At 69.6% G+C, this 22,967-nt stretch carries 21 protein-coding genes, 2 tRNA genes and 1 pseudogene; 11 read left to right on the top strand and 13 right to left on the bottom strand.

All coding sequences use genetic code 11. The annotated features are described in order from the left end of the window. Nucleotides 1-6: 6 nt before the first annotated feature. From ACFWHT_RS07165 to pdhA, 3 genes are read right to left on the bottom strand one after another with little or no spacing between them, the layout of a single operon-like run. The gene (locus ACFWHT_RS07165) at nt 7-1,362 is read right to left on the bottom strand and encodes a dihydrolipoamide acetyltransferase family protein (protein WP_378826806.1); all 1,356 of its coding nucleotides are present in this window, start codon (nt 1,360-1,362) and stop codon (nt 7-9) included. Next, a complete protein-coding gene (locus ACFWHT_RS07160; RefSeq protein WP_378827937.1) occupies nt 1,359-2,363 on the bottom strand; it encodes an alpha-ketoacid dehydrogenase subunit beta in 1,005 nt (334 codons plus the stop codon). The genes ACFWHT_RS07165 and ACFWHT_RS07160 overlap by 4 nt, the downstream gene beginning before the upstream one ends. Before the next feature lie 10 nt (nt 2,364-2,373). Further along, entirely contained in the window at nt 2,374-3,486 is a 1,113-nt protein-coding gene (gene pdhA, locus ACFWHT_RS07155; RefSeq protein WP_378826803.1) for a pyruvate dehydrogenase (acetyl-transferring) E1 component subunit alpha, read from the bottom strand. A gap of 168 nt (nt 3,487-3,654) precedes the next feature. Here pdhA and ACFWHT_RS07150 point away from each other — a divergent pair, with 168 nt between their 5' ends. Beyond that, on the top strand, nt 3,655-4,128 hold the full coding sequence (locus ACFWHT_RS07150; protein WP_378826801.1) for an Lrp/AsnC family transcriptional regulator: 474 nt from the start codon (nt 3,655-3,657) through the stop codon (nt 4,126-4,128). On the opposite strand, the gene ACFWHT_RS07145 is transcribed toward ACFWHT_RS07150, so the two are convergent. Beyond that, complete coding sequence (locus tag ACFWHT_RS07145; protein WP_378826799.1) at nt 4,100-5,002, bottom strand: alpha/beta fold hydrolase; 903 nt, start codon at nt 5,000-5,002, stop codon at nt 4,100-4,102. The two genes, ACFWHT_RS07150 and ACFWHT_RS07145, sit on opposite strands and share 29 nt — an antisense overlap. A 68-nt stretch (nt 5,003-5,070) precedes the next feature. Between ACFWHT_RS07145 and ACFWHT_RS07140 the strand changes: the two genes are divergently transcribed. Next, nucleotides 5,071-5,334 carry a hypothetical protein gene (locus tag ACFWHT_RS07140; RefSeq protein WP_378826797.1) on the top strand — a complete coding sequence of 88 codons (264 nt, stop codon included), beginning with the start codon at nt 5,071-5,073 and terminating at the stop codon, nt 5,332-5,334. Between the two features lie 26 nt (nt 5,335-5,360). Here ACFWHT_RS07140 and ACFWHT_RS07135 read toward each other — a convergent pair. Continuing rightward, nucleotides 5,361-5,432 (bottom strand) — tRNA-Arg (locus ACFWHT_RS07135). Nucleotides 5,433-5,480: 48 nt separating this feature from the next. On the opposite strand from ACFWHT_RS07135, the gene orn reads away from it, so the two are divergent. The 6 genes and pseudogenes from orn (at nt 5,481) to ACFWHT_RS07105 (ending at nt 7,931) form a co-directional block, all read left to right on the top strand. Continuing rightward, nucleotides 5,481-6,107, top strand: a complete 627-nt coding sequence (orn, locus tag ACFWHT_RS07130) for an oligoribonuclease (RefSeq protein ID WP_378826795.1) — start codon at nt 5,481-5,483, stop codon at nt 6,105-6,107. Nucleotides 6,108-6,143: 36 nt separating this feature from the next. Next, nucleotides 6,144-6,216: transfer RNA gene (locus tag ACFWHT_RS07125), tRNA-His, on the top strand. 79 nt (nt 6,217-6,295) lie between these two features. Further along, a pseudogene (locus ACFWHT_RS07120) lies at nt 6,296-6,688 on the top strand (GNAT family N-acetyltransferase); the annotation flags it as partial. A 120-nt stretch (nt 6,689-6,808) separates the two neighbouring features. After that, nucleotides 6,809-7,153: a metallopeptidase family protein gene (locus ACFWHT_RS07115; RefSeq protein ID WP_378827934.1), complete on the top strand. Its 345-nt coding sequence runs from the start codon at nt 6,809-6,811 to the stop codon at nt 7,151-7,153. Beyond that, on the top strand, nt 7,150-7,440 hold the full coding sequence (clpS, locus tag ACFWHT_RS07110; protein ID WP_378826793.1) for an ATP-dependent Clp protease adapter ClpS: 291 nt from the start codon (nt 7,150-7,152) through the stop codon (nt 7,438-7,440). The genes ACFWHT_RS07115 and clpS overlap by 4 nt, the downstream gene beginning before the upstream one ends. Beyond that, nucleotides 7,410-7,931 carry a DUF2017 family protein gene (locus tag ACFWHT_RS07105; protein WP_378826791.1) on the top strand — a complete coding sequence of 174 codons (522 nt, stop codon included), beginning with the start codon at nt 7,410-7,412 and terminating at the stop codon, nt 7,929-7,931. Before clpS ends, ACFWHT_RS07105 begins: the two co-directional genes overlap by 31 nt. Before the next feature lie 13 nt (nt 7,932-7,944). Here ACFWHT_RS07105 and ACFWHT_RS07100 read toward each other — a convergent pair whose 3' ends face one another. Genes ACFWHT_RS07100 through gatC form a run of 5 tightly spaced genes read right to left on the bottom strand, consistent with a single transcriptional unit; the run spans nt 7,945 to nt 13,174 of the window. Further along, the gene (locus ACFWHT_RS07100; RefSeq protein WP_378826789.1) at nt 7,945-8,520 is read right to left on the bottom strand and encodes a hypothetical protein; all 576 of its coding nucleotides are present in this window, start codon (nt 8,518-8,520) and stop codon (nt 7,945-7,947) included. Between the two features lie 21 nt (nt 8,521-8,541). Next, nucleotides 8,542-9,798, bottom strand: coding sequence for a DNA polymerase IV (gene dinB, locus ACFWHT_RS07095; protein ID WP_378826788.1), 1,257 nt, complete (start codon nt 9,796-9,798; stop codon nt 8,542-8,544). A gap of 51 nt (nt 9,799-9,849) precedes the next feature. Beyond that, nucleotides 9,850-11,364, bottom strand: a complete 1,515-nt coding sequence (gene gatB / locus ACFWHT_RS07090) for an Asp-tRNA(Asn)/Glu-tRNA(Gln) amidotransferase subunit GatB (RefSeq protein ID WP_378826786.1) — start codon at nt 11,362-11,364, stop codon at nt 9,850-9,852. Then, complete coding sequence (gene gatA, locus ACFWHT_RS07085) at nt 11,364-12,878, bottom strand: Asp-tRNA(Asn)/Glu-tRNA(Gln) amidotransferase subunit GatA (protein ID WP_378826784.1); 1,515 nt, start codon at nt 12,876-12,878, stop codon at nt 11,364-11,366. The genes gatB and gatA overlap by 1 nt, the downstream gene beginning before the upstream one ends. Next, the gene (gene gatC / locus ACFWHT_RS07080; protein WP_378826781.1) at nt 12,875-13,174 is read right to left on the bottom strand and encodes an Asp-tRNA(Asn)/Glu-tRNA(Gln) amidotransferase subunit GatC; all 300 of its coding nucleotides are present in this window, start codon (nt 13,172-13,174) and stop codon (nt 12,875-12,877) included. Before gatC ends, gatA begins: the two co-directional genes overlap by 4 nt. Before the next feature lie 47 nt (nt 13,175-13,221). Here gatC and ACFWHT_RS07075 point away from each other — a divergent pair, with 47 nt between their 5' ends. Both ACFWHT_RS07075 and ACFWHT_RS07070 read left to right on the top strand, forming a co-directional pair. Then, nucleotides 13,222-14,922, top strand: a complete 1,701-nt coding sequence (locus ACFWHT_RS07075; protein ID WP_378826779.1) for a long-chain-fatty-acid--CoA ligase — start codon at nt 13,222-13,224, stop codon at nt 14,920-14,922. Between the two features lie 70 nt (nt 14,923-14,992). Further along, nucleotides 14,993-16,771, top strand: coding sequence for a DEAD/DEAH box helicase (locus tag ACFWHT_RS07070; RefSeq protein ID WP_378827932.1), 1,779 nt, complete (start codon nt 14,993-14,995; stop codon nt 16,769-16,771). Between the two features lie 45 nt (nt 16,772-16,816). Here the strand turns inward: ACFWHT_RS07070 and ACFWHT_RS07065 are convergent, their stop codons facing one another. Then, complete coding sequence (locus ACFWHT_RS07065; RefSeq protein ID WP_378826777.1) at nt 16,817-17,959, bottom strand: ROK family protein; 1,143 nt, start codon at nt 17,957-17,959, stop codon at nt 16,817-16,819. A gap of 144 nt (nt 17,960-18,103) precedes the next feature. Here ACFWHT_RS07065 and ACFWHT_RS07060 point away from each other — a divergent pair, with 144 nt between their 5' ends. Then, nucleotides 18,104-19,336 (top strand): Nramp family divalent metal transporter, encoded by a 1,233-nt coding sequence (locus ACFWHT_RS07060; RefSeq protein WP_378826775.1) that lies wholly within the window; start codon nt 18,104-18,106, stop codon nt 19,334-19,336. A 125-nt stretch (nt 19,337-19,461) separates the two neighbouring features. On the opposite strand, the gene ligA is transcribed toward ACFWHT_RS07060, so the two are convergent. Continuing rightward, nucleotides 19,462-21,777, bottom strand: a complete 2,316-nt coding sequence (ligA, locus tag ACFWHT_RS07055; protein WP_378826773.1) for an NAD-dependent DNA ligase LigA — start codon at nt 21,775-21,777, stop codon at nt 19,462-19,464. Nucleotides 21,778-21,866: 89 nt separating this feature from the next. After that, nucleotides 21,867-22,964, bottom strand: a complete 1,098-nt coding sequence (gene mnmA, locus ACFWHT_RS07050) for a tRNA 2-thiouridine(34) synthase MnmA (RefSeq protein WP_378826771.1) — start codon at nt 22,962-22,964, stop codon at nt 21,867-21,869. Nucleotides 22,965-22,967 lie beyond the last annotated feature (3 nt).

The raw sequence follows: 22,967 nt of genomic DNA, 5'->3' as shown, positions 1-22,967 counted from the left end.
TCGTGGTCAGAACAGCATCGCGCGCCCGGGCTGCTCGAGGAGGTCCGCCACGTCCTTGAGGAAGCGAGCCCCCTCCGCGCCGTCGACCAGGCGGTGGTCGAACGACACGCTCAGCGTCATCATCTGACGCAGTGCGATCTCGCCCCGGTGCTCCCATGGCTGGCGGCGCACGGCGCCGACGGCGAGGATCCCGGACTGGCCAGGCGGCAGGATGGGGGTGCCCGCGTCGATCCCGAAGACGCCGATGTTCGTGATCGAGAACGTGCCTCCCGCGAGCTCTGCGGGGCTGGTCTTTCCCGTCCTGGCCGTCGCGGTCAACTGCTGCAGGGCATCCGCCATGCCGGTCAGCGACAGCCGCTCCGCATCGCGGATGATAGGCACGATCAGTCCGCGCTCGGTCGCCGCGGCGATGCCCAGGTCGACGTAGTGGTTCTCCACGATCTCGCCCGCCGCCTCGTCCCAGGTCGCATTGAGCGACGGGTTGCGCCCGAGCGCCAGGCAGACGGCTTTCGCGACCAGCACGAGAGGACCGATGCGATGATCGGCCAGCGAGCGATCGGAGCGCAGCTGCTCGATCAGCTCCATCGTCGCCGTCACGTCGACCGTGTGGAAGGTGGTCACGTGCGGCGCGGTGAAGGCGCTGCGCACCATCGCCTGGGCGGTGTGCTTGCGCACGCCCCTGATCGGGATACGGGTCTGTGCTCGATCGCCGATCGGTGGGGTGGGGATCGTGGGCGCGGGAGCTTCGACCCCGGCCGGGGCACCGGATGCCACCGCGCCGACGCGCTCAGCGTAGGCGTCGACGTCGGATCGGGTGATCACGCGGTCGCCGACCTCCGCGGCGACCAGCACCAGATCCACCCCGAGCCGCTTCGCGTGGGCGCGGACGGGCGGCGTCGATCGGGGGCGCTCGCCGACCGTCGGCTCCGCCGTCGCGGCCGGCAGCGCGTCGTGCGGGGCCGCGGCGAGCACGTCGTCATCAGCGACAGGAGTCGCCGACACGGCACCGCGTCGGGTGCGGCGGGCAGGACGACCCGCCGCGGCCGGGGCGGCGCCGTAACCGACGAGATTGGGCTGCGCCTTCTCGGCCGACTCCTCCGCCGCGGCCGCGTCGGGCTCGGCACCGGCGACATCGAATGCGATCAGCGGGGCGCCGACCGCGACGGTATCGCCCGCATCCGCGTGCAGACTCGACACCGTCCCCTCGTAGGGCGAGGGAAGTTCGACCACGGCCTTGGCCGTCTCGACCTCTGCGAGCGTCTGGTTGAGCGCGACGGTGTCGCCCGGCTTCACGAGCCACTGCACGACCTCGGCCTCCGTCAGACCCTCACCGAGATCGGGCAGCCGGAATTCGGCGTTCACTGCTGGGCCCCCTTCGTGAGGCTGTTCGGCCGATCCATCACCCGATCGACGGCGTCCAGGATCCGATCGAGGTCGGGCAGGTGGAACTTCTCCATCTTCGCGGGCGGGTAGGGGATGTCGTGCCCGGTCACCCGCAGGGGGGCGGACTCCAGGTACTCGAAGCAGAACTCCGTGATGCTCGCGATGATCTCGGCGCCGACGCCGGCCTCGCGGGACGCCTCGTGGGCGACCACCACACGTCCTGTGCGACGCACGGATGCCGCGACGGTCTCGTAGTCGACCGGAGAGAGGGACCGCAGGTCGATGACCTCCAGCGAGATGCCCTCGTCCTCCGCTGCCGCGGCGGCATCCAGTGCCGTGCCCACCATGGCGCCGTAGGCGATCAGCGTGGCATCCGTGCCCTGGCGCACGACCCGGGCGAGCCCCATCGGCGGGGCGTCCGCGAGGGGGGCCTCCAGATCGACCTCGCCCTTGTGGTGATAGAGCCGCTTCGGCTCGAAAAACAGCACGGGGTCGTCGCTCGCGATCGCCTGCCGCAGGCACCGGTAGGCGTCCTGCGGGTCGGACACCGCGATCACGCGCAGACCCGCCGTGTGCACGAAGTACGCCTCGGGTGACTCGGAGTGGTGCTCGGCGGCGCCGATGCCACCGGCCCACGGGACGCGGATCGTGATCGGCATCTTCACACGACCCTGGGTGCGGTAGTGCAGCTTCGCGACCTGCGACACGATCTGATCGAACGCAGGATAGATGAACCCGTCGAACTGGATCTCGATCACCGGACGGTAACCGCGGAAGGCGAGACCCACGGCCGTTCCGACGATGCCGGACTCGGCCAGCGGTGTGTCGATCACGCGCTTCGCGCCGAACTCGTCGAGCAGTCCGTCGGTGATGCGGAAGACGCCGCCGAGCGACCCGATGTCCTCGCCGAGCAGCACCACCTTGTCATCGTCGCGGAGCGCCTGGCGGAGCCCGGCGTTGAGCGCCTTGCCCAGAGTCATCCGCACCACGTCACGCCTCCTCGAAGGTCGCGAGGTACGCCGCGTAATCGTCGCGCTGACGCTCGATCCCCGCGTGCGGCTCGGCGTACACGCCGTCGAAGACGGCCATCGCCGGACGTGTGACCATGTTCAGGCACGCGGCGCGCATCTCACGGGCCATGTCGTCCGCCTGCGCCTGAACCGCATCGAGGTGATCCTGCGAGAGCTCTCCGGCCGCGCGCAGGTGCGCCTCCAGACGAGCGATCGGGTCGCGGCGGCGCCACTGCTCGAGCTCGGCCTCGTCGCGGTAGCGCTTCGGGTCGTCCGCGGTCGTGTGCGGGCCCATGCGGTAGGTCACCGCCTCGAGGTAGGCCGGGCCCTTTCCTGAGCGAGCGTGGTCGAGCGCCCAGCGCATCGCGGCGACGCAGGCCAGCACGTCATTGCCGTCGACACGCAGACTCGGGATGCCGAAGCCGGGCGCGCGCCCGGCGAGCGGGTACTGCGACTGCAGGCCCACCGGCTCCGAGATCGCCCAGTGGTTGTTCTGGCAGACGAAGACCACCGGGGCGCGGTACGAGGCGGCGAAGATCATCGCCTCGTTCACATCACCCTGGCTGGTGGCTCCGTCGCCGAAGTAGGTCACGGCGACCTCGTCGGTGCCGTCGCGCTGGATGCCCATGGCGTAGCCGACCGCGTGCAGGGACTGCGCACCGATGATGATCTGCAGGGGCGCGATGTTCAGCACGGCGGGATCGTAAGCGGCGCCCTCCTCACCGCGCCACATGCGGACGTAGTCCCCCGGGTGCGCTCCGCGCGCGTACATCACGCCCGTCTCGCGGTAGCTCGGGAAGACGAAATCGTCCGCTCCCAGCGCGCGGCCGGTACCGATCTGCGCGGCCTCCTGTCCGTTGCACGGCGCCCACAGGCCCAGCTGGCCCTGCCGCTGGAGCGCGACGCCCTCGGCGTCGATGCGGCGCAGCACGACCATGTCGCGATGCAGGTCGCGCAGCGTCTGGAAGTCGACATCCTCGATGTAGCGGTCGAGCTGAGGATTCGGCACGCGGCTGCCGTCGGGCGAGATGATGCGCTCGGTGAGCTCGAGATCGTGCTCGGTATCGACGATCGGCGTGTTCTGCGGTGACATCGGCGTCCTCCTGACGTGGCGGCCCTCGTGGAGCGTGCACGGCTTTACCCGACGGCTCCGTCGGTACGTCCGAGCGTACGTCGACCTGACACCTCGCTCAAGCATCTCCTGGCTGGCTGAGCATGTTGCGAAGTCTGCGGACCACGCGCCCTGCTATCGTGTGGCACTATGCCCGCACTTGACCGCGTCGATCTCGAACTGCTCACCGCCCTCTCCGAGGATCCGCGGATGACCGTCGTCGCCCTGGCCGAGCGACTGCGTCTGTCGCGCAACACCATCCAGGCGCGCATGGCGCGGCTGGAGCAGACCGGGGTGTTCGAGTCCTATGAGCGGTCGTTCTCGACCGAGGTCCTCGGCTTTCCCCTGCAGGCCTTCGTCAACATCGGTGTGCGCCAGACCGAGCTTCCGCGCATCATCGCCGAGCTCGCACGCGTCCCGGAGGTGGTGCAGGCGCACGGGCTGAGCGGATCGATCGACATCCTCGCCCGCGTCGCGTGCCGGGACGCGCGTCATCTCTTCGACACCGACGCACGCATCCTGTCGATCGACGGCGTGGAGCGTACCGAGACGTCCCTCGCGATGGGCGAGGTCATCCCGTTCCGGGTCGCCGGTCTCATCGGCCTCGCTCGACGGGAGTCCTGAGGAAGCGCCTTATCGCCGCGGCCGCCTCGGCGGGCGTCTCGTAGTGGATGAGGTGCCCGACCTCGGCGATCTCCACGAGCTCCGCATCGGGGAACATCGTCGCCAGCCGGCGCTCGGCCTCGATGGGCGTGATGTCATCGCGCTGGGCGGCGATGAGCAGCGTCGGCACGTCGATGACGCCCGCGAACGCGCGAACGTCGTGCGAGACGCTCGTCACGAACGCGTCGTGAAGCACGTCGCGATCGGCGAAGCGCGAGAAGTACGCGTCGTGCTGATCGTGGATGAACCGGCGCAGCGCTCGGTCCTTCGTCTTGGCCATGGCCATGCTCATGACACGCACGATCACGGGATGCCGCAGCAGAGCGGTGCCGAGACGCTCGGGCAGCCGGGCGCCGAGCGAGTAGTAGAGCACGGCGAGCCGCGTGAGGATTCCCTTCGGCCCCTCGAGGGCAGGCGCACCGATGGGGTTGACCAGGATCAGCCGAGGGGTGCTCAGGCCGCCGGCGACGGCGGCCGAGGCGACGATCGATCCGAACGAGTGGCCCAGCACCACCGCGCCCGGCGCCACCGTGCGCGCGAACTCGCCCAACCATCCCGCGTAGAGCGAGAGATCGTGCGACCGCCCCGGAACCGGGGCGGTGTCCCCGAAACCGGGAAGGTCGGGGGAGATGACGCGGATGCCCGGAAGGTAGGCCACGACGGGCTCGAGACCGTGATGCTCGCCGCGGAAGCCGTGCACCGCGATGATCGTCGGCGCATCGGAGCGGTCGGGGCCGTACACCCAGTACGCGGCGGTCGAACCCAGCACCTCGGCCTCGCGGCGTTCGACGGGAATCGCGCCGAGTCGGGCGGCGTACGGCGAGGGCACGGGCATGCCCACGATTCTACGGGACCCGATGTCGGTGGCCGTCTTTATGTTCGAATGAGGAAAGGAGCCAGTCCATGAACGTGTACTCCGACACCCTCCCCTCGATCCTCTGGGAGACGCCCCGACTGCACAGCCACGCCGAGCGCCTCGAGCGGGCGGGCGATCACCTCTGGCGTGTGCTCGACATGGGTGGCGGCATCCGTGGTCACCTCCGCGTCGTGGCCGACCCTCTCGGCATCCGCTACCGGGCTGAGCGTCTGCACCTGACCTCGGGGGCGTTCCGCCTCGTGGGCGAGTTCTGGGACGCCGACGACGCGGTAGCGGCGCTTCGTCACTGAACACGGCGCCAGGCGCTGACGGAATGTGCCCCCTGCAGGATTCGAACCTGCGACCAACGGATTAGAAAGCCGATGCTCTTCCTCTGAGCTAAGGAGGCGGAATGGCTCCAGATTACCGTGTCGGCGGCCGTCGATAGGATCGAAGCATGGTTTCTGCGTCTGAGAACGATCGGCTCGTCTGGATCGACTGCGAGATGACCGGTCTCGACCTCGCCGTCGACGAACTCGTCGAGATCGCGGTCGTGGTCACCGACTTCGAACTGCGTCCTCTCGACCCGGGGTTCCAGATCGTCATCATGCCGAGCGAGTCCGCACTCGCCAACATGAACGACTTCGTCACCGACATGCACCGCACCTCGGGACTGATCGACGAGATCCCCGGGGGCGTCACCCTGGCAGAAGCCGAGGAGCGCACACTGGAGTACATCCGGCGATTCGTCCCGCTCGAGCGCAAGGCGCCTCTTGCGGGCAACACCATCGGCACCGATCGCTCCTTCCTGGCGAAGTACATGCCGCGCATCGACCAGTACCTGCACTACCGCAACGTCGACGTCTCCAGCGTCAAGGAGCTCTCGCGCCGCTGGTACCCGCGGGTCTTCTTCCAGGCTCCCGAGAAGCACGGCGGGCACCGGGCGCTGGCCGACATCCTCGAGTCGATCCGTGAGCTGCAGTACTACCGGGATGCGGTGTTCATCGCCCAGCCCGGCCCCACGTCGGACGAGGCGCGCGAGATCTCCGCCCGCACCGTGTCGGAGTTCACCTCGAACATGTAATACACTCGTAGAGTTGCCTGCTGCGGCGGGCGCATGGTGGGTATAGCTCAGCTGGTAGAGCACCGCGTTGTGGTCGCGGGGGTCGCGGGTTCAAGCCCCGTTACTCACCCTGGAGAAGGCCCCGGCTTCGCAAGATGCCGGGGCCTTCGGTCGTCCTCCGCCTCCCCGCGCGCGGATAGCATCGAACCATGGCCACGTTCGTCCGCCCCGCCTCTGACACCGATCTCGATGCCCTCGCGGCGATCGAGACGGAAGCGGACACCCTCTTCGAGCCGGTGTTCGGCGCGCGAAGCTGGGCGGAAGCGCCGTCCGGGCGGGCTCGCGCCGCCGAGTCGGGGTTCGTGCTGGTCGCCGCGGAGACCCCCGACGGCGCGGCCGTCGGCTTCGTGCACGTCCTGCTGCGCGGGACGCACGCGCACCTCGAGCAGCTCTCGGTGCTCCCCGCGCACGGACGTCGCGGGCACGGCACGATACTCGTCGAGGCCGCGCTCGACGAGGCCGCCGAGCGCGACGCGGAGACCATGGGGCTGCGCACGTTCGCCGACGTGCCCTGGAACGCACCCTTCTACGCATCCCTCGGCTTCGTGGAGCGCCCCTCCCCCGACGATGAGCTGCATCGTGACCTGCTGGCCGCCGAACACCGTCTCGGACTGGAGGCGCACGGCCGGCGGGTGTACATGCAGGTCCTCCTCCTCACCGGGATGGAGATGGACGCCGAGGCGTTCGAGGCGCTCGTCATAGAAGAGCTCGACAAGCTGGCTGATGAGATGGTCGACGGCCTGGACAACGTCGTCTTCGTGGTCGAGGACGAACCCGAGGACGGCAGCGACCTGTTCGGTCTGTACGAGGGGTTCTCGCTCACCGAGCGGGGGCAGTATGGGATGGGCGAGCTCCCCGACCGGATCATCGTCTACCGCCGATCCCACCTGAGCGCCTGCAGCGACGAGGCCGCACTCCGCAGGGAAGTGCACACGACGCTGGTGCACGAGATCGCGCACTTCTACGGCATCGACGACGAGCAGCTGCACGAGCTGGGGTGGGCATGAGCACGCCGGCATCCCTTCCCCTCATCGAGGACGTGCTCGTGGCCGCACCCCTGCGGCCCTGGGAACTGGTCGTCTGGGACGACCCCGTCAACCTGATGAGCTACGTGACGCGCGTCTTCCGCACCTACTTCGGCTACTCCGATCATCAGGCGACGCGTCTCATGCTGGCGGTGCACAACGACGGCCATGCCATCGTGGCCACAGGTCCTCGCGAGACCATGGAAGTGCACGCGCAGGCGATGCACGACTACGGCCTGTGGGCGACCGTACGGGCGGCGACACCGTGACCTCCGAGCCGATGACCATGCGCTTGGCGATCATCGAGGCGCAGCACCTCGTGGCGCTCATCGACGAGTTCGTCGCCCTGCTCGACAGTCCCCGCGATGCGCAGGATGCCGGCGTGCAGCGCCTGAATCCGAACCCGTATCCGGACTCCCCGGACGATGCCGAGCAGTTCCTGCGCTCGACCCGCGACGAGCTGACCGAGAGACGCGTCGCCGCCGCACTGGAGGTGCGTACGGACCTGGAGGCGTTCCTGCAGACGGCGCCGGCGAACGGACGCGGCTCACTCGACGAGTATGCGGTGAAGCTCGCCGACGAGCGAGTCGACGCCTGGATGCGCACGCTGTCCGCCATCCGGCTGGTGCTCGCGGCGCGCCTGGGCATCGAGCAGCAGGACGCGCACGATCCCGAGGATGTGCGATTCGGCGCGTACGACTGGCTCGGCTACCGGCTGGAAGTGCTCGTCCAGCTCGCCGACGAGCACGAGCGCGGCTGAGCGCCGACCCTGCTCAGGGGGTGAGCACGGTCAGGCTCGCAAGCTCTGCCGGCCGGTGCCGCGCCATGTGGTCCTCCTCCTGCAGGGCCCACATGTCCCAGTGATCGCGGAACCCGTCGCCGTCGCGCGCGATGGCTCGTCGACGACGCGACTCGAGGGGTCCGTCGACCCAGACCGTCACGTCCGCCAAGCGCGCCGACGCCGGCGTGAGCGCCCCGCACCCCTCGACGATGAGTCCTCGCGCCGGGTCGACGGCGTGCGACTCCGCCTCGGCGGAGCGCTCCCAGTCCCATCGGCGCCACGTGCCGATGCGGCCGCGCCCGTGCGGCACGAGAACGTCCTCGCGCGCGATCCGCGCACCCTGGGTCAGTCCGTTCCACCCGGGATAGACGGAGTCGAGGGCAAGCAGCTGCACGGGAGTGCGCAGTGGCCAGGCGCGCACCAGGCGCGCCGCCAGACTGCTCTTGCCCGCGCCGCTGCGACCGTCGATGACGACCACGGGGTTCGACGCGGAGACCTCCAGCACCGCCCGGCGGATCCGCTCGGTGGCCGTGGTGAGTTGCGCGTCGAGCGGGTCGGGAACGGGCATCCTCCCACGCTATCGGAGGGCTCATTCCCTGCCGAACGGACGCGGGCCGTCGCTGCCGCCGCGCTCCCCCGTCCGCCCGACATGACGGGCACGGGTGATCGTTCCCACCCCGAACCTCGCTCGCGCATCGTCAAGCGCGTCCTCGAGCCGGCGCTGCTCCTCGTCGTCGTCCCACAGGGCCATGGCTCCGGTGCCGGCCTCTCTCAGCCGCTCGGCACGAACGCCCACCAGCCGCACCGGATCGCGCCGCCCGATCTGGTCGAACAGCGCCACGGCGGTGTCGCCGAGACGCTGCCCCACCTCGGTCGGCTCGGAAAGCGATGTGCTGCGGCTGAGAGTGGTGAAGTCCGCGAAGCGGATCTTGATCGCGACCGCGCCGGCCTGCCAGCCCGAGCTGCGCAGCCGACCGCCCACGCGATCCGCCAGGCGCAGCAACTCTGAGCGCAGCAGATCGGCATCGATGATGTCGCGCTCGAAGGTCTCTTCGTGACCGATGCTCTTCTCGGCCCGCTCGGTCTCCACGGACCGCGCATCCTCTCCCCTGGCCAGCTGCTGCATGCGCTGGGCCAGCGCGGGGCCGACCGCCCGCGCGAGCGCGTCGATCGGGGAATCGCGCACGTCCCTGATCAGGCGGATGCCGCGCCGTTCGAGTGCCTCGACGGCCTTGGGGCCGACGCCCCACATGGCGCCGACCGGCCGTGGGTCGAGGAACTCCTGCGTGCGCGACGCGGGGATGATGAGCATGCCGTCGGGCTTGGAGATGGTCGATGCCATCTTCGCGACGTGCTTGGTGGCCGCGACGCCCACACTGCAGGTGATTCCCACTTCCGCTTCCACCCTCCGGCGCAGCAGCGCCGCGATCTCGCCGGGCGCGCCCCACAGTCGGCGCACCCCGCGCACATCGAGGAACGCCTCGTCGATCGAGAGCGGCTCGACCAGGGGGGTGATGCTGTGGAAGATCTCCATCACCGAGGAGGACACCGCCCGGTAGCGGGTGAAGTCCGGTGGGACGACGCGGGCCTGCGGGCACAGGCGCAGAGCCTGGGACACCGGCATGGCGCTGCGGACGCCGAAGCGGCGCGCCTCGTACGAGGCGCTGGAGACCACAGAACGCCCGTCCGGCGCCCCGATGATCAGCGGAAGACCACGCAGCGACGGATCGTGGAGCACTTCCACGGAGGCGTAGAAGGCGTCCATGTCGACGTGCAGGATCCCGGTGCCGCTGTCATCGGCTCCTTCGGGCGAGACGATGCGTCCCGATCCGTCACCGCGTCCCATGGGTCCATCCTCGTCGGTGCCACCGACATCGTGTCGGTGGCACCGCACGGGTCACTGCGCGGCGCGCTCCAGGATGAGCTCGCGGACGCGGGCGGCATCCGCCTGGCCCCTCATCGCCTTCATCACGGCGCCGATGACCGCACCAGCGGCCTGCACCTTTCCGTCCTTGATCTTGGCCAGCACGTCCGGCTGCGCGGCCAGCGCCTCGTCGATCGCGGCGATCAGTGCGCCGTCGTCCGAGACCACGGCAAGCCCGCGAGCGTCCACGACCTCCTGCGGGGTGCCCTCGTCGGCGATGACGCCCTCGAGGACCTGCCGGGCGAGCTTGTCGGTGAGGGTCCCGGCGTCGATCAGACCCTGCAGGGCCGCGACATCCGCCGGCGACACGAGCGACGACGCCTCACGCTCCTGCGCGTTGGCGACGCGGGTGATCTCGCCCGTCCACCACTTGCGCGCGGCGGCGGGCGACGCGCCGGCGGCGATGGTCGCCTCGACCTCGTCGATCAGACCGCCGTTTCGCACGTCCTGGAACTCCAGGTCGGTGAAGCCCCAGTCGGCCTTGAGTCGGCGACGACGCGCGACGGGCTGCTCCGGCAGGGCCGCACGCAGCTCCTCCACGAGTTCGCGCGACGGCTCCACGGGCAGCAGGTCAGGCTCCGGGAAGTAGCGGTAGTCGTCGGCGTCCGACTTCGGGCGTCCCGGCGAGGTGGTGCCGGTGTCCTCATGCCAGTGACGGGTCTCCTGGATGATCGTGCCGCCGTCGGCGAGGATCTGCGCCTGACGCTGGATCTCGTACCGCACGGCGCGCTCGACCGAGCGCATCGAGTTGACGTTCTTCGTCTCGGTGCGCGTGCCGAGCTTCTCCTGGCCGCGAGGGCGCAGGGACACGTTCGCGTCGCAGCGCAGGTTCCCCCGCTCGAGACGGGCCTCGGAGATGCCGAGGCCGCGCACGATGTCGCGGATCGCGGCGATATAGGCCTTCGCGTACTCGGGAGCGCGGTGCTCGGCGCCGAAGATCGGCTTGGTCACGATCTCCACCAGCGGCACGCCGGCGCGGTTGTAGTCGACGAGCGAGTACTCCGCGCCCTGGATTCGTCCGGTCGCGCCGCCCATATGGGTGAGCTTGCCGGCGTCCTCCTCCATGTGCGCGCGCTCGACGGGGATGGTCACCAGGGTGCCGTCCTCCAGCTCGACCTCGACCGAGCCTTCGAAGGCGATCGGCTCGTCGTACTGCGAGATCTGGTAGTTCTTGCCCAGGTCCGGGTAGAAGTAGTTCTTCCGCGCGAAGCGGCTCGATTCGGCGATCGAGCATCCGAGCGCCAGACCGAGGCTGATCGAGGAGCGCACGGCCGTGGCGTTGACCACCGGCAGCGAGCCGGGAAGCCCCAGATCCACCGGCGCGATGAGCGTGTTCGGGTCGGCGCCGTGGAACTCGTCGTTGGCCGGGTTCGGGGCGTCGGAGAACATCTTGGTGCGGGTGTTGAGCTCGACGTGCACCTCGAAGCCGAGCACCGGCTCGAACAGCTCGAGCGCCTTGTCGTAGTCCATGAGCTTGGCGGTGGCCATCAGCGGGTTCCTCCGAGAATCTGTGCCTTGTCGAGGATCGGGCCGCCCCAGGCATCCACCAGCGCGGCCTCGAGGGCGGCGCCGACGCGGTACAGCCGCGCGTCCTCGCGCGCGGGAGCGAGGAACTGGATGCCGACGGGCAGGCCGTCCTCGACGGCGAGGCCGGACGGGACGGAGATGCCGGGCACGCCCGCGAGGTTCGCCGGAATCGTCGTCAGATCGTTGAGGTACATCTGCAGCGGGTCGTCGATCTTCTCGCCGATGCGGAACGCCGTGGTGGGCGCGGACGGCGTCGCGATCACGTCGACCTGCGCGAACGCGGCGTCGAAGTCGCGCTGGATGAGGGTGCGCACCTTCTGGGCGCTGCCGTAGTACGCGTCGTAGTAGCCCGCCGACAGGGCGTAGGTGCCGAGGATGATGCGGCGCTTCACCTCAGGTCCGAAGCCGGCCTCGCGCGTCGCCGCCATGACGTCCTCGACCGTCGCGCCGCCGTCGGGCGTGACGCGCATGCCGAAGCGCACGGAGTCGAACTTGGCGAGGTTGCTGGATGCCTCGGCCGGGAGGATGAGGTAGTACGCCGCGACGCCGTACTCGAAGTGCGGTGCGGAGATCTCGACGATCTCGGCGCCCTGCGCCTGCATGAGGGCGAGGGATTCGCGGAACGACGCGGCGACCCCGGCCTGGAAACCGGAGTCGGGAAGCTCCCTGATGACGCCGACCCTGAGGCCCTTGAGGACCTGGCCAGACGCACCCTCGCGGGCGGCGGCCGCGAACGACGGCCAGTCCTGCTCGAGCGACGTGGAGTCCTTCGGGTCGTGCCCGCCGATCACATCGTGCAGCAGACCGGCGTCGAGGACGGTGCGGGTCACCGGGCCGACCTGGTCGAGGCTGGAGGCCAGTGCGATCGCGCCGTAGCGGCTGACGCCGCCGTAGGTGGGCTTGATGCCGACGGTGCCAGTGACGTGCGCGGGCTGACGGATCGATCCGCCGGTGTCCGAACCGAGCGCGAGCGGTGCCTCGAACGCGGCCACCGCGGCCGCCGAGCCGCCTCCCGAGCCGCCGGGAATCCGGTCGAGGTCCCAGGGGTTGCGGGTGGGCCCGTATGCGGAGTGCTCGGTGGAGGACCCCATCGCGAACTCGTCCATGTTCGTCTTGCCGAGCGGGATCAGCCCGGCCGCGCGAGAACGGGCGACGACGGTCGCGTCGAACGGCGACATGTAGCCCTCGAGGATCTTCGAGCCGCTCGTGGAGGGCTGATCGGTGGTGACGAGCACGTCCTTGACCGCCAGCGGCACGCCGGCGATGGGGCCCAGCCGCTCGCCGGCGGCGCGGCGGGAGTCGATGGCGCCGGCCGCGGTGAGCGCATGCTCGCTGACGTGCAGGAAGGCGTGCACATCGCCGTCCACGGCGGCGATCCGATCGAGATGGGCCTGCGTCGCCTCGACGCTCGAGATCTCACCGGCGGCGAGCTTCTCGCCCAGTTCCGCGGCGGTCAGGCGGATGATGTCGCTCACTGCTCTTCTCCCAGGATCGCCGTCACACGGAAACGGCCGTCGGCGGTGTCGGGCGCGTTCTGCAGGGTCTGCTCGACCGAGAGGGTCTCTCCGACCTCGTCGGGCCGGAAGACGTTGCTCATCGCGATCGGGTGGCTGGTGGCGGGGACGTCCGGCGTCGCCACCTCCGACACCTTCGCGATGTTGTCGACGATGGCGTCGAGCTGACCGGTCAGCTGGGTCACCTCTTCGTCGGAGAGCTGGATGCGCGCGAGCACGCCGAGATGGCGCACGAGATCAGGGGTGATTTCAGACACCGCACCAGTCTACGAGAGCCGCGCACGACGACACGTATGCTGGGGCCGTGACGACGTTCGTGCCTCCCCGCCCCTGGACCGCCAGCTACGCGGAGGGGGTGCCCGAGGACCTGGCTCCGGTGACCGGATCGCTGATCGACATCGTCGAGGCGTCCGTGCGGGACTACCCCGACTCGCCCGCCCTGCAGTTCTTCGGCCGGGAGACGACGTACCGGGAGATGCAGGACGCCATCGTGCGCGCGGCGGCAGGGCTGCGGGAGCTGGGAGTGCGCGCCGGCGACCCCGTCGCGATCGTGCTGCCCAACTGCCCTCAGCACATCATCGCGTTCTACGCCGTGCTGCGCCTCGGCGCCGTCGTGGTCGAGCACAATCCGCTCTACACACCGCGGGAGCTGCGCAAGCAGTTCGAGGACCACGGCGCCACGCACGCCATCGTGTGGAGCAAGGTCGTCGAGACCGTGCAGGAGTTCCCCGAGGATCTCGCCGTGTCCAGCCTGATCTCGGTGGACGTCACGAAGGCCATGCCACTGGTCACGCGGATGCTGCTGAAGCTGCCCGTCGCGAAGGCGCGGGAGTCGCGGGAAGCGCTCACGGCCCGCGTGCGCGGTGCGATCAGCTGGGACGCACTGGTGGCATCCCCGCCCCTGTCCGAGGCCCATCCTCGACCGGAGACCGACGATCTCGCGATCATCCAGTACACCTCCGGCACGACGGGCACCCCGAAGGGTGCCGCGCTCACGCACCGGAACCTGCTCGCCAACGCCGCGCAGGCTCAGGCATGGGTGCCGTCGATCACACGCGGAGACGGCTGCGTCGTGTATGCGGTGCTGCCGATGTTCCACGCCTACGGCCTCACGCTCTGCCTCACCTTCGCCATGTCCATGGGCGCACGTCTCGTGCTGTTCCCCAAGTTCGATCCCGACCTGGTGCTCGAAGCGACCGAGAAGCATCCTGCGACGTTCCTGCCCCTGGTCCCGCCGATCGCCGAGCGGCTGCTGCGGACCGCGAAAGAGAAAGGCGTCTCCCTTCGCGGAACCGACGTCGCGATCTCCGGAGCGATGGCATTGGCGCACGAACTGGTCGTGCCGTTCGAAGAGGCCTCGGGCGGCTTCCTCGTCGAGGGCTACGGACTCAGCGAGTGCTCGCCGGTGCTGATGGCCAATCCGGTGGCGGACAACCGCGTCGCCGGCACCGTCGGGCTGCCGCTGCCGGGGACGGAGTGCCGCGTCGTCGATCCGGAGGATCCGGCCGTCGACGTGCCCGCCGGCTCCGCCGGCGAGCTCATCGTGCGCGGACCGCAGGTGTTCTCCGGGTACTACGGCAAACCCGAGGAGACCGAGGCGGTGTTCGTCGACGGATGGTTCCGCACCGGCGACATCGTCACGATCGACGAGGCGGGCTTCGTGCGCATCGTGGACCGCATCAAAGAGCTCATCATCACGGGCGGGTTCAACGTGGCTCCGACCGAGGTCGAGGGCGCCCTGCGCCAGCATCCGGACGTACTGGACGCCGCCGTCGTCGGTCTTCCCAGCGACCACTCCGGCGAAGAGGTCGTCGCCGCGATCGTGGTCGACGGAGGCACCGAGGTGGACGTGGAGGCGATTCGCGACTACGCGCGCAGCATCCTCACGCCGTACAAGGTGCCGCGGCGGATCTTCGTCGTCGACGACCTCCCCCGGTCCCTGATCGGCAAGGTTCTGCGACGTCAGGTCAAGGAGCGACTCGTCGCGCTCACCTCGGGCGCCTGAGCGCGCACTGCACCTGCTCAGGTGCAGGTACTATCGTGGGCTGGTGACTGCTGACGATAACGCCGCTGCCGTGCCCGCCGACTCCTCCGAGACCACCGTGTCGCCCTCCGAGGAGTCCGCGAAGCCGGGCTTCGCCGACCTCGGCATCACCGGTCCCGTCCTGAAGGCCATCCGGGATCTCGGCTACGAGACCCCTTCGCCCATCCAGGCCGCCACCATCCCGCTGCTACTCGAGGGCCGCGACGTGCTCGGCACGGCGCAGACCGGCACGGGCAAGACCGCGGCGTTCGCGCTCCCCGTGCTCGAGAACCTCGATCTCTCGCAGAAGACGCCGCAGGCGCTCGTGCTGGCCCCCACGCGCGAGCTGGCGCTGCAGGTCTGCGAGGCTTTCGAGTCGTACGCGTCCCGTATGAAGGACGTTCGCGTGCTGCCCGTGTACGGCGGGCAGGGTTATGGCGTACAGCTGTCGGCCCTGCGCCGTGGCGTGCACATCGTCGTCGGCACGCCCGGACGCATCATGGACCACCAGGCCAAGGGCACCCTGGATCTGTCCGAACTGAAGTACCTCGTGCTCGACGAGGCCGACGAGATGCTCAAGATGGGCTTCGCCGAGGACGTCGAGCAGATCCTCGCCCAGACACCCGCCGACAAGCAGGTCGCGCTGTTCTCCGCGACGATGCCCTCGACGATCCGACGCCTCGCGCAGCAGTACCTGAACGCGCCGGAGGAGATCGCCATCACGGCGAAGACCACGACGAACCAGAACATCACCCAGCGCTATCTCGTGGTGTCTTACGCGCAGAAGGTGGATGCCCTCACCCGCATCCTCGAGGTGGAGAACTTCGACGGCATGATCGTGTTCGTCCGCACGAAGAACGAGACCGAAACGCTCGCCGAGAAGCTGCGCGCCCGCGGCTACTCGGCCGCCGCCATCAACGGTGACGTGCCGCAGGTGCAGCGTGAGCGCAGCGTGAACCAGCTCAAGGACGGCAAGCTCGACATCCTCGTCGCCACGGACGTCGCCGCCCGCGGTCTCGACGTCGAGCGCATCAGCCACGTCGTGAACTTCGACATCCCCACCGACACGGAGTCGTACGTGCACCGCATCGGCCGCACCGGCCGTGCCGGTCGCAGCGGAGACGCGATCAGCTTCATCACGCCTCGCGAGCGCTATCTGCTGCGACACATCGAGAAGGCGACCAGGCAGCAGCCCGCGCAGATGCAGCTGCCGACCACCGAGGACGTGAACTCCACCCGCCTGGCGCGTTTCGACGACGCCATCACGGCCGCTCTCGAGGAGAGCTCGCGCATCGAGGCGTTCCGCGACATCATCGCCCACTACGTCCGCAACCACGACGTGCCCGAAGCGGACGTCGCGGCGGCGCTCGCCGTGGTCGCCCAGGGCGAGACCCCGCTGCTGCTGGACCCGGAGCGCGACGAGCTGTCCAGGGCAGTGGAGCGCGACAACCGGCCGCCGCGGGAGCGCCAGGAGCGGCCGGACCGCAGCCCGCGCGATCGGCGCGGGCGCGGCGACTACGCCGCCTACCGCATCGAGGTGGGCCGACGGCATCGTGTGGAGCCCCGCCAGATCGTCGGCGCGCTCGCGAACGAGGGAGGACTCGGCCGGGACGACTTCGGGGCCATCGCGATCAAGCCGGACTTCTCCATCGTCGAGCTGCCGGTGAACCTCGACCCGGCGGTGCTCGACAAGCTCCGCGACACCCGGATCTCTGGCCGGCTCATCGAGATCAAGCCGGATCGGGGAGTGCCGAGCCGGCGTGCTCCTCGCGACGGCGACACGCGAGGTCGGGACGAGCGGCCGTCCCGCAAGCCCCGCCACAAGTACTGAACGGCTCGCGCGGCGCGGTGCGCGCTGCCGCGGGTCCATCTCGGATCAGTTGCGCGCCCCATCCCCCAGCGGGGTGATCGGTGGGACACTCATCGGCGCCATCCCGTAGATCTGCGCCGCTCGCTGCCGGAAAGCGAAGACGAGCGCACCGTGCACGGCGGCCTCATCCCCGAGTCGGGCCTGCACGACGAGAATCTCCGCGGCCACCTGAAGGTGCCGCGCGACAGCATGTCGCAACGGAGACAGGAATTCCTCGCGCGCCCGCGACAGGCCGCCGCCGACGACCACTCTCGCCGGGTCGACGGCCATGACGAGGATCGCGAGCGCGCGCCCGAGCCGGTTCACGAACGTCCCGAGCTCGTCCTGCGCCGCCGCGTCGCCGTCGCGGGCGCGCGAGAAGACCTCGGCAGCCGTGCGTCCGTTCGTCCAGGAGATCTGGCCGGAATCGGTGCGCAGCTCCGGAAGTACGAGGCGCCCGATGTCTCCCGCCACATCGTGGACGCCCCGTCGCGCCTCCCCGGCGAGGATGAGCCCTATGGCGATCCGATTGCCCACGGACACGTACAGCACGTCGTCGACGAGCTGAGCCGCACCGAGATGGTGCTCGGCGACCGCGGCGAGGCGCACGCCGTTGTCGACCGCGACGGCCGCACCCAGTCCGCGCGCCAGATGATCGCCGATATCGGCTCCCGACCACTCGGGGATGACGACCGAGTTGAGCACGATCCCGCTCTCGCTGACGATGCCGGGCAGCGCAAGTCCCGCAGCGCGCAGCTTCTCCATCGGGATGCCGGCGGCGCGCAGCGCCTCCCTCACCTCGTCCACGACCGCGGCGAGCTTCGACTCCCCGCCGCGCTGCGCGCTCACCCCGGGACCGGAGTGATCTGCGATCACCTCGCCACTCAGATCGGAGACGACCACTCGGATGCTCGCGGTGCCCACGTCGACGCCGGCGACGCACCCGGATCCGGCATCGAAGGAGTACGACCATGACGGCCTGCCGACGCCGGCGCGCCCGGTCAGCGCGCGCGTGACGGTTCCGGCATCGATCAGGGTCCCGAGCACGTTCTCCACCGAGGTGCGAGACACATGGAGCGTCCGAGCCAGGACGTTGACGGTCGCCGGCCCCGCGTCCCGCAGTTGCGCGACCGTCAGCGCGGCGATGGATGAAGGATGCGGTCTGCTCAATGCTCTTCCCTCCTCCGCGTTGCCCCAGCCGTAACGATATTCACATCCGCGGGTCCCTGCCAGGGAGACAAGCACCCGGTCGACATTGCGAATTTTCACATCACGGTGTTGAATTAGGCCAACCCACCCCAACGAGGAGCGACGATGACCTCTCGGCCCACTCTGGATCACAGCGCAGCAGCACCGTCGAAGAGGAGATTCCTCTCATCGATCGGTCCGGCCTTCATCACGGCGGCGCTGGTCTTCGGCCCCGGTTCGATCGCCACGGCGAGTTCCATGGGAGCGTCCTTCGGCTACGAGCTGCTCTGGGTTCCCGTGATCGCCACCGTCCTGATGCTCTGCTTCGTGAACATCGGAGTGCGCATCGGCCTGACCACCGACAAGAGCATCCTCGGCACAGTCGCGCATCGGCTCAGCGGACTCGTCGCCGTCGTCGTGGGAATCGGATCGTTCCTCGTCGTGACCTCGTTCCAGGCCGGCAACTCCGCGGGCACAGGCGCCGCGGGCCAGCTGCTGTTCGGCGGTGACCCTCGCATCTTCGCGATCGTCTTCACCGTGATCGCGCTGGTGTTCGTGTGGACGCCCCGGTTCTATCCGGTGCTCGAGAAGCTGATGATCGTGATCATCATCGTCCTACTCGTCGCGATGGTCACGACCGCGGTCGTGACCAGCCCGGATCCGGCGGCGATGCTCGCAGGTCTGGTGCCCCGCATGCCCGAAGGATCCACCACCCTGATCGTGGGGCTCGCCGCCACCACGTTCTCGGTGGTCGGAGCCATGTACCAGATCCAGCTCGTGCGCGAGAAGGGCTGGACCGCCGCGGACTTCCGCGACGCCCGCCGCGACGCCGTGGTCGGCTCGCTCATCCTCGGCGTCCTCTCGGCGGTGATCATGGTCGCCGCCGCTGCCACGCTGAACCCCCAGGGGATCTCGGTGTCGTCCCCCGCGGCACTCGCACAGATCCTCGAGCCGATCGGCTCATGGGCCGTGGTCCTCTTCGCGATCGGGCTGTGGTGCGCGGCGTTCTCATCCCTGGTCGGCAACTCGACCATCGGGGGGACGATGCTCGCGGGCGTGTTCCGGATCGACAGGGGCGGCATCTCCTCCGTGCCCGTGAAGATCTGCATCTCGCTCGTCATCGTGCTCGGCGGGGTGGTCGCCGCGGTCTTCGGCGGAATCCCCATCCAGCTCATCGTCGTCGCACAGTCGGTGACGATCCTCGCCGTGCCCCTGATCGGCGTGGTGATGGTGCTTCTGGGCCGCCACAGCGATCGAGGATCGCTTCGAATCAGCGCACCGCAGCTGGCGCTGTCGCTCTTCGGTGTCGCGTTCCTGCTCTTCCTCGCGGTCACGTACCTGATCAATCTGCTCGGGTGACGCGGTCAGGCAGGGGACGCCTTCTGTCTGGCGAGGGTCGCGGCCAAGCGACGCGCCATCCACGCGGATGTCCACAGTGGCATCGTCCGGGTCGATCCCGGGGTCCGCGATCAGCGGGCCGCGTTTCATGCGAGCGCGTCCGGCCCCTCGGTCACGAGGATGTGGAACTGAGCGGCATCCAGAATCCGGATGCCCAGCTCCTCCGCCTTCCCGAGCTTCGAGCCGGCTCCCGGACCCGCTGCGACGAAGTCGGTCTTCTTCGAGACGGAGGATGCCGCCTTGCCGCCCGCCTTGATGATCGCCTCCTGCGCGCCCTCACGCGTGTAGCCCTCCAAGCTCCCCGTCGCGACCACGGTGAGCCCGTCCAGCACCCCGCCCCCGACGGCCGCCGCGCCGGGACCGGGATGCCCGGGGGTGGACCACTGCACCCCGGCGTCAGCCCATCGCGAGATGATCTCCTGGTGCCAGTCGACCTCGAACCAGTCCAGGAGCGAATCGGCGATGATGCCGCCCACGCCCTCGACGCCGGCGAGCTCGTCACGTGAGGCGGAGCGGATCGCGTCGAGCGACCCGAACCACTGGGCCAGCGCGCGCGCCGCGACCGGACCGACGTGGCGGATGTTGAGCGAGACGAGAAGACGCCAGAGATCCTTGGTCTTCGCCTTCTCGAGCTCGGCGAGCAGCGTGACCGCCTGCGACGACGGTTGCGGCCCCTCGACACCCTGCTTCTTCTCGGCAGCGGTGGGGTTGCGGCGGAACGGGGCGCGGGTCTTGACGACACCGTCCTCGTCCTCCTTCGGCAGGCCGGTCTCGGAGTCGCGCACGATCACCTCGATCGGCACGATCTGCTCGAGGGTGAGATCGAACAGCCCCGCCTCGGTGACCAGGGGCGGGACGGCCGGCCGACTGGGCTGGGTGAGGGCCGCGGCGGTGACCTCGCCCAGAGCCTCGACATCGAGCGCGCCGCGCGAGCCGATGTGCTCGACGCGTCCGCGCACCTGCGCGGGACACGATCGCGCGTTCGGGCATCGCAGGTCGATGTCGCCCTCTTTCATGGGGCGCAGCGGGGTGCCGCACTCGGGGCACTCGGCGGGCATCACGAACTCGCGCTCGGTGCCCTGACGCTTCTCCACAACGGGCCCCAACACCTCGGGGATGACGTCGCCCGCTTTGCGGAGCACGACGGTGTCGCCGATGAGCACTCCCTTGGCCTTGACGACGTCCTTGTTGTGAAGGGTCGCCTGCCGCACCACGGAACCCGCGACCTGCGCCGGAGCCATCACGGCGAACGGGGTCGCACGGCCGGTCCGGCCCACCGAGACGACGATGTCGAGCAGCGTGGTCTGCACCTCCTCGGGCGGGTACTTGAATGCGATCGCCCACCGCGGGGCCCGGCTGGTCATGCCCAGCTCGTCGTGCAGCGCCAGCTCGTCCACCTTCACGACGATGCCGTCCAGCTCGTGCTCGATGTCGTGCCGGTGCTCGCCGAAGTGCTCGACGAACGCGACGACCTCGTCGATGCCGTGGCAGACCTTCAGGTGCGGGCTGGTGGGCAGTCCCCACGAGGAGATCAGCTCATACACCTGGCTCTGCGCGGCGACCGGAGGGTTCGGCCATGCGCCGATGCCATGCACGTACAGCGAGAGGGAGTCGACCCGCAGCAGGCCCGCCTCGTGCTCCAGGCCCGCCTTCTTGTCCAGCTGCTGCCGCAGTCCGCCGCTGGCGGCGTTGCGCGGATTCGCGAACGACGGGAATCGGCGGGCCGCCGCCGTTCGCGCCTTCTCCTCGTCGAACGGACGCTTCGCCCCGGTGCGCGCCTCCCACCGGGCCAGGGCGTCGGCGAAGGCGCGTTCGCGGAACTCGGCCTGGGCGGCGTTCAGTCGTTCGAACGCGGCGACCGGAATGAAGACCTCGCCGCGCACCTCGACGATCGCGGGGTGTCCCTCACCGCTCAACCGCGCGGGGATGTCGGCGAGGCGCAGCGCATTGTCGGTGACGATCTCGCCCACCCGCCCGTCTCCGCGGGTCGCAGCGGAGGTCAGGACACCGTGCTCGTAGCGCAGGTTGATGGCGAGCCCGTCGATCTTCAGCTCGGTGAGCCACGCGACCTCGCGCCCGGCGGCCGCCTGCGTCTTGGCCGCCCATTCGCGCAGCTCGTCGAGGGAGAAGACGTTGTCGAGACTCAGCATCCGCTCGGCATGCTCGATCGTGTCGAGCCCGGTCGCCTCGGCCGCGCCGACCATCTGCGTCGGCGAATCCTGCCCCTGCAGCTCGGGATGCAGACGTTCGATCTCTTCGAGCCGGCGCATCCATCCGTCGTAGGTCGCGTCGTCGACGAGCGAGGTGTCTCGCCCGTAGTAGGCGTCCTTGGCTTCGAGGATGCGAGTGGTCAGCTCCTCCGCCTCCGCGCGAGCGGCTTCCAGCGAGATGTTCTCCGGCACCCCGCAAGTCTACGAGCGGCCGCCGACGTCCACGAGACCGAGCCCGTGCGGCACGTCGATCTCGACGACCGCAGCGTGTGCGGGACGCGTCAGGCCTCGACCGGAACGGCGGAGACGGTGGTGTCGATGGTGAACTGACCGAGCACCCGGGTGCCGATGTACAGCACGGCGCTCTGTCCGGGAGCCACGCCGTCCAGGGGCTCGTCCGGCACGACCCGGACGCCCGTCGCCGTCACGAAGGCGCTGGCCGGCACCGGCTCGGCGTGCGCCCGGATCTGCACCTCGCAGGCGAACTCGGATGCGGGGGGCGCTGCTCCTGCCCAGGAGTGCCGCTCGCCTGAGATCTCGGCGATCGCCAGCGCCTCCTTCGGGCCGACCACGACGGTGTTCGTGACCGGCCGCACCTCCAGCACGAACCGGGGCTTCCCGTCGGCCGCGGGCACGCCGAGGCGCAGCCCGCGCCGCTGCCCGACCGTGAAGGCGTGGGCGCCCTCGTGCGTGCCGATCACGGATCCGGAGCGGTCGACGACGTCGCCCGTCTGCGCACCCACCTTCTCGGCGAGCCAGCCGCGCGTGTCGCCGTCGGGGATGAAGCAGATGTCGTGGCTGTCCGGCTTCTGCGCCACGCTGATGCCGCGCTCGGCCGCCTCTGCCCGCACGATCGCCTTGGAAGGCGTGGAGCCGAGCGGGAAGTAGGTGTGCGCGAGCTGCTGCGCGTTGAGGACGCCGAGCACGTACGACTGGTCCTTGGCGGCGTCGGATGCCCGGTGCAGCTCCAGCCCGTCGGCGCCGTCGACGAGCGTCGCGTAGTGCCCGGTGCAGACGGCATCGAACCCGAGCTCGATCGCGCGCTCGAGGAGCGCGGCGAACTTGATCTTCTCGTTGCAGCGCAGGCACGGGTTCGGTGTGCGTCCGGCCTGGTACTCCGAGATGAAGTCATCGATCACGTCGTCACGGAAGCGCTCGGAGAAGTCCCAGACGTAGAACGGGATCCCGAGCAGGTCCGCGACACGTCGCGCATCCAGTGCGTCCTCGACGGTGCAGCATCCCCGGCTGCCGGTGCGCAGCGTGCCGCCGGCGCGCGAGAGCGCGAGGTGCACACCGACGACGTCGTGCCCGGCTTCGACGGCGCGCGCCGCCGCCACCGCCGAGTCCACGCCACCGCTCATCGCCGCCAGAACACGCATGGC

Origin of the sequence: Microbacterium sp. NPDC058342, from assembly GCF_042723935.1 — a bacterium.
In the GTDB taxonomy this organism is placed as follows: Bacteria; Actinomycetota; Actinomycetes; order Actinomycetales; family Microbacteriaceae; genus Microbacterium.
This window is presented reverse-complemented; position numbering and strand designations above follow the sequence as displayed.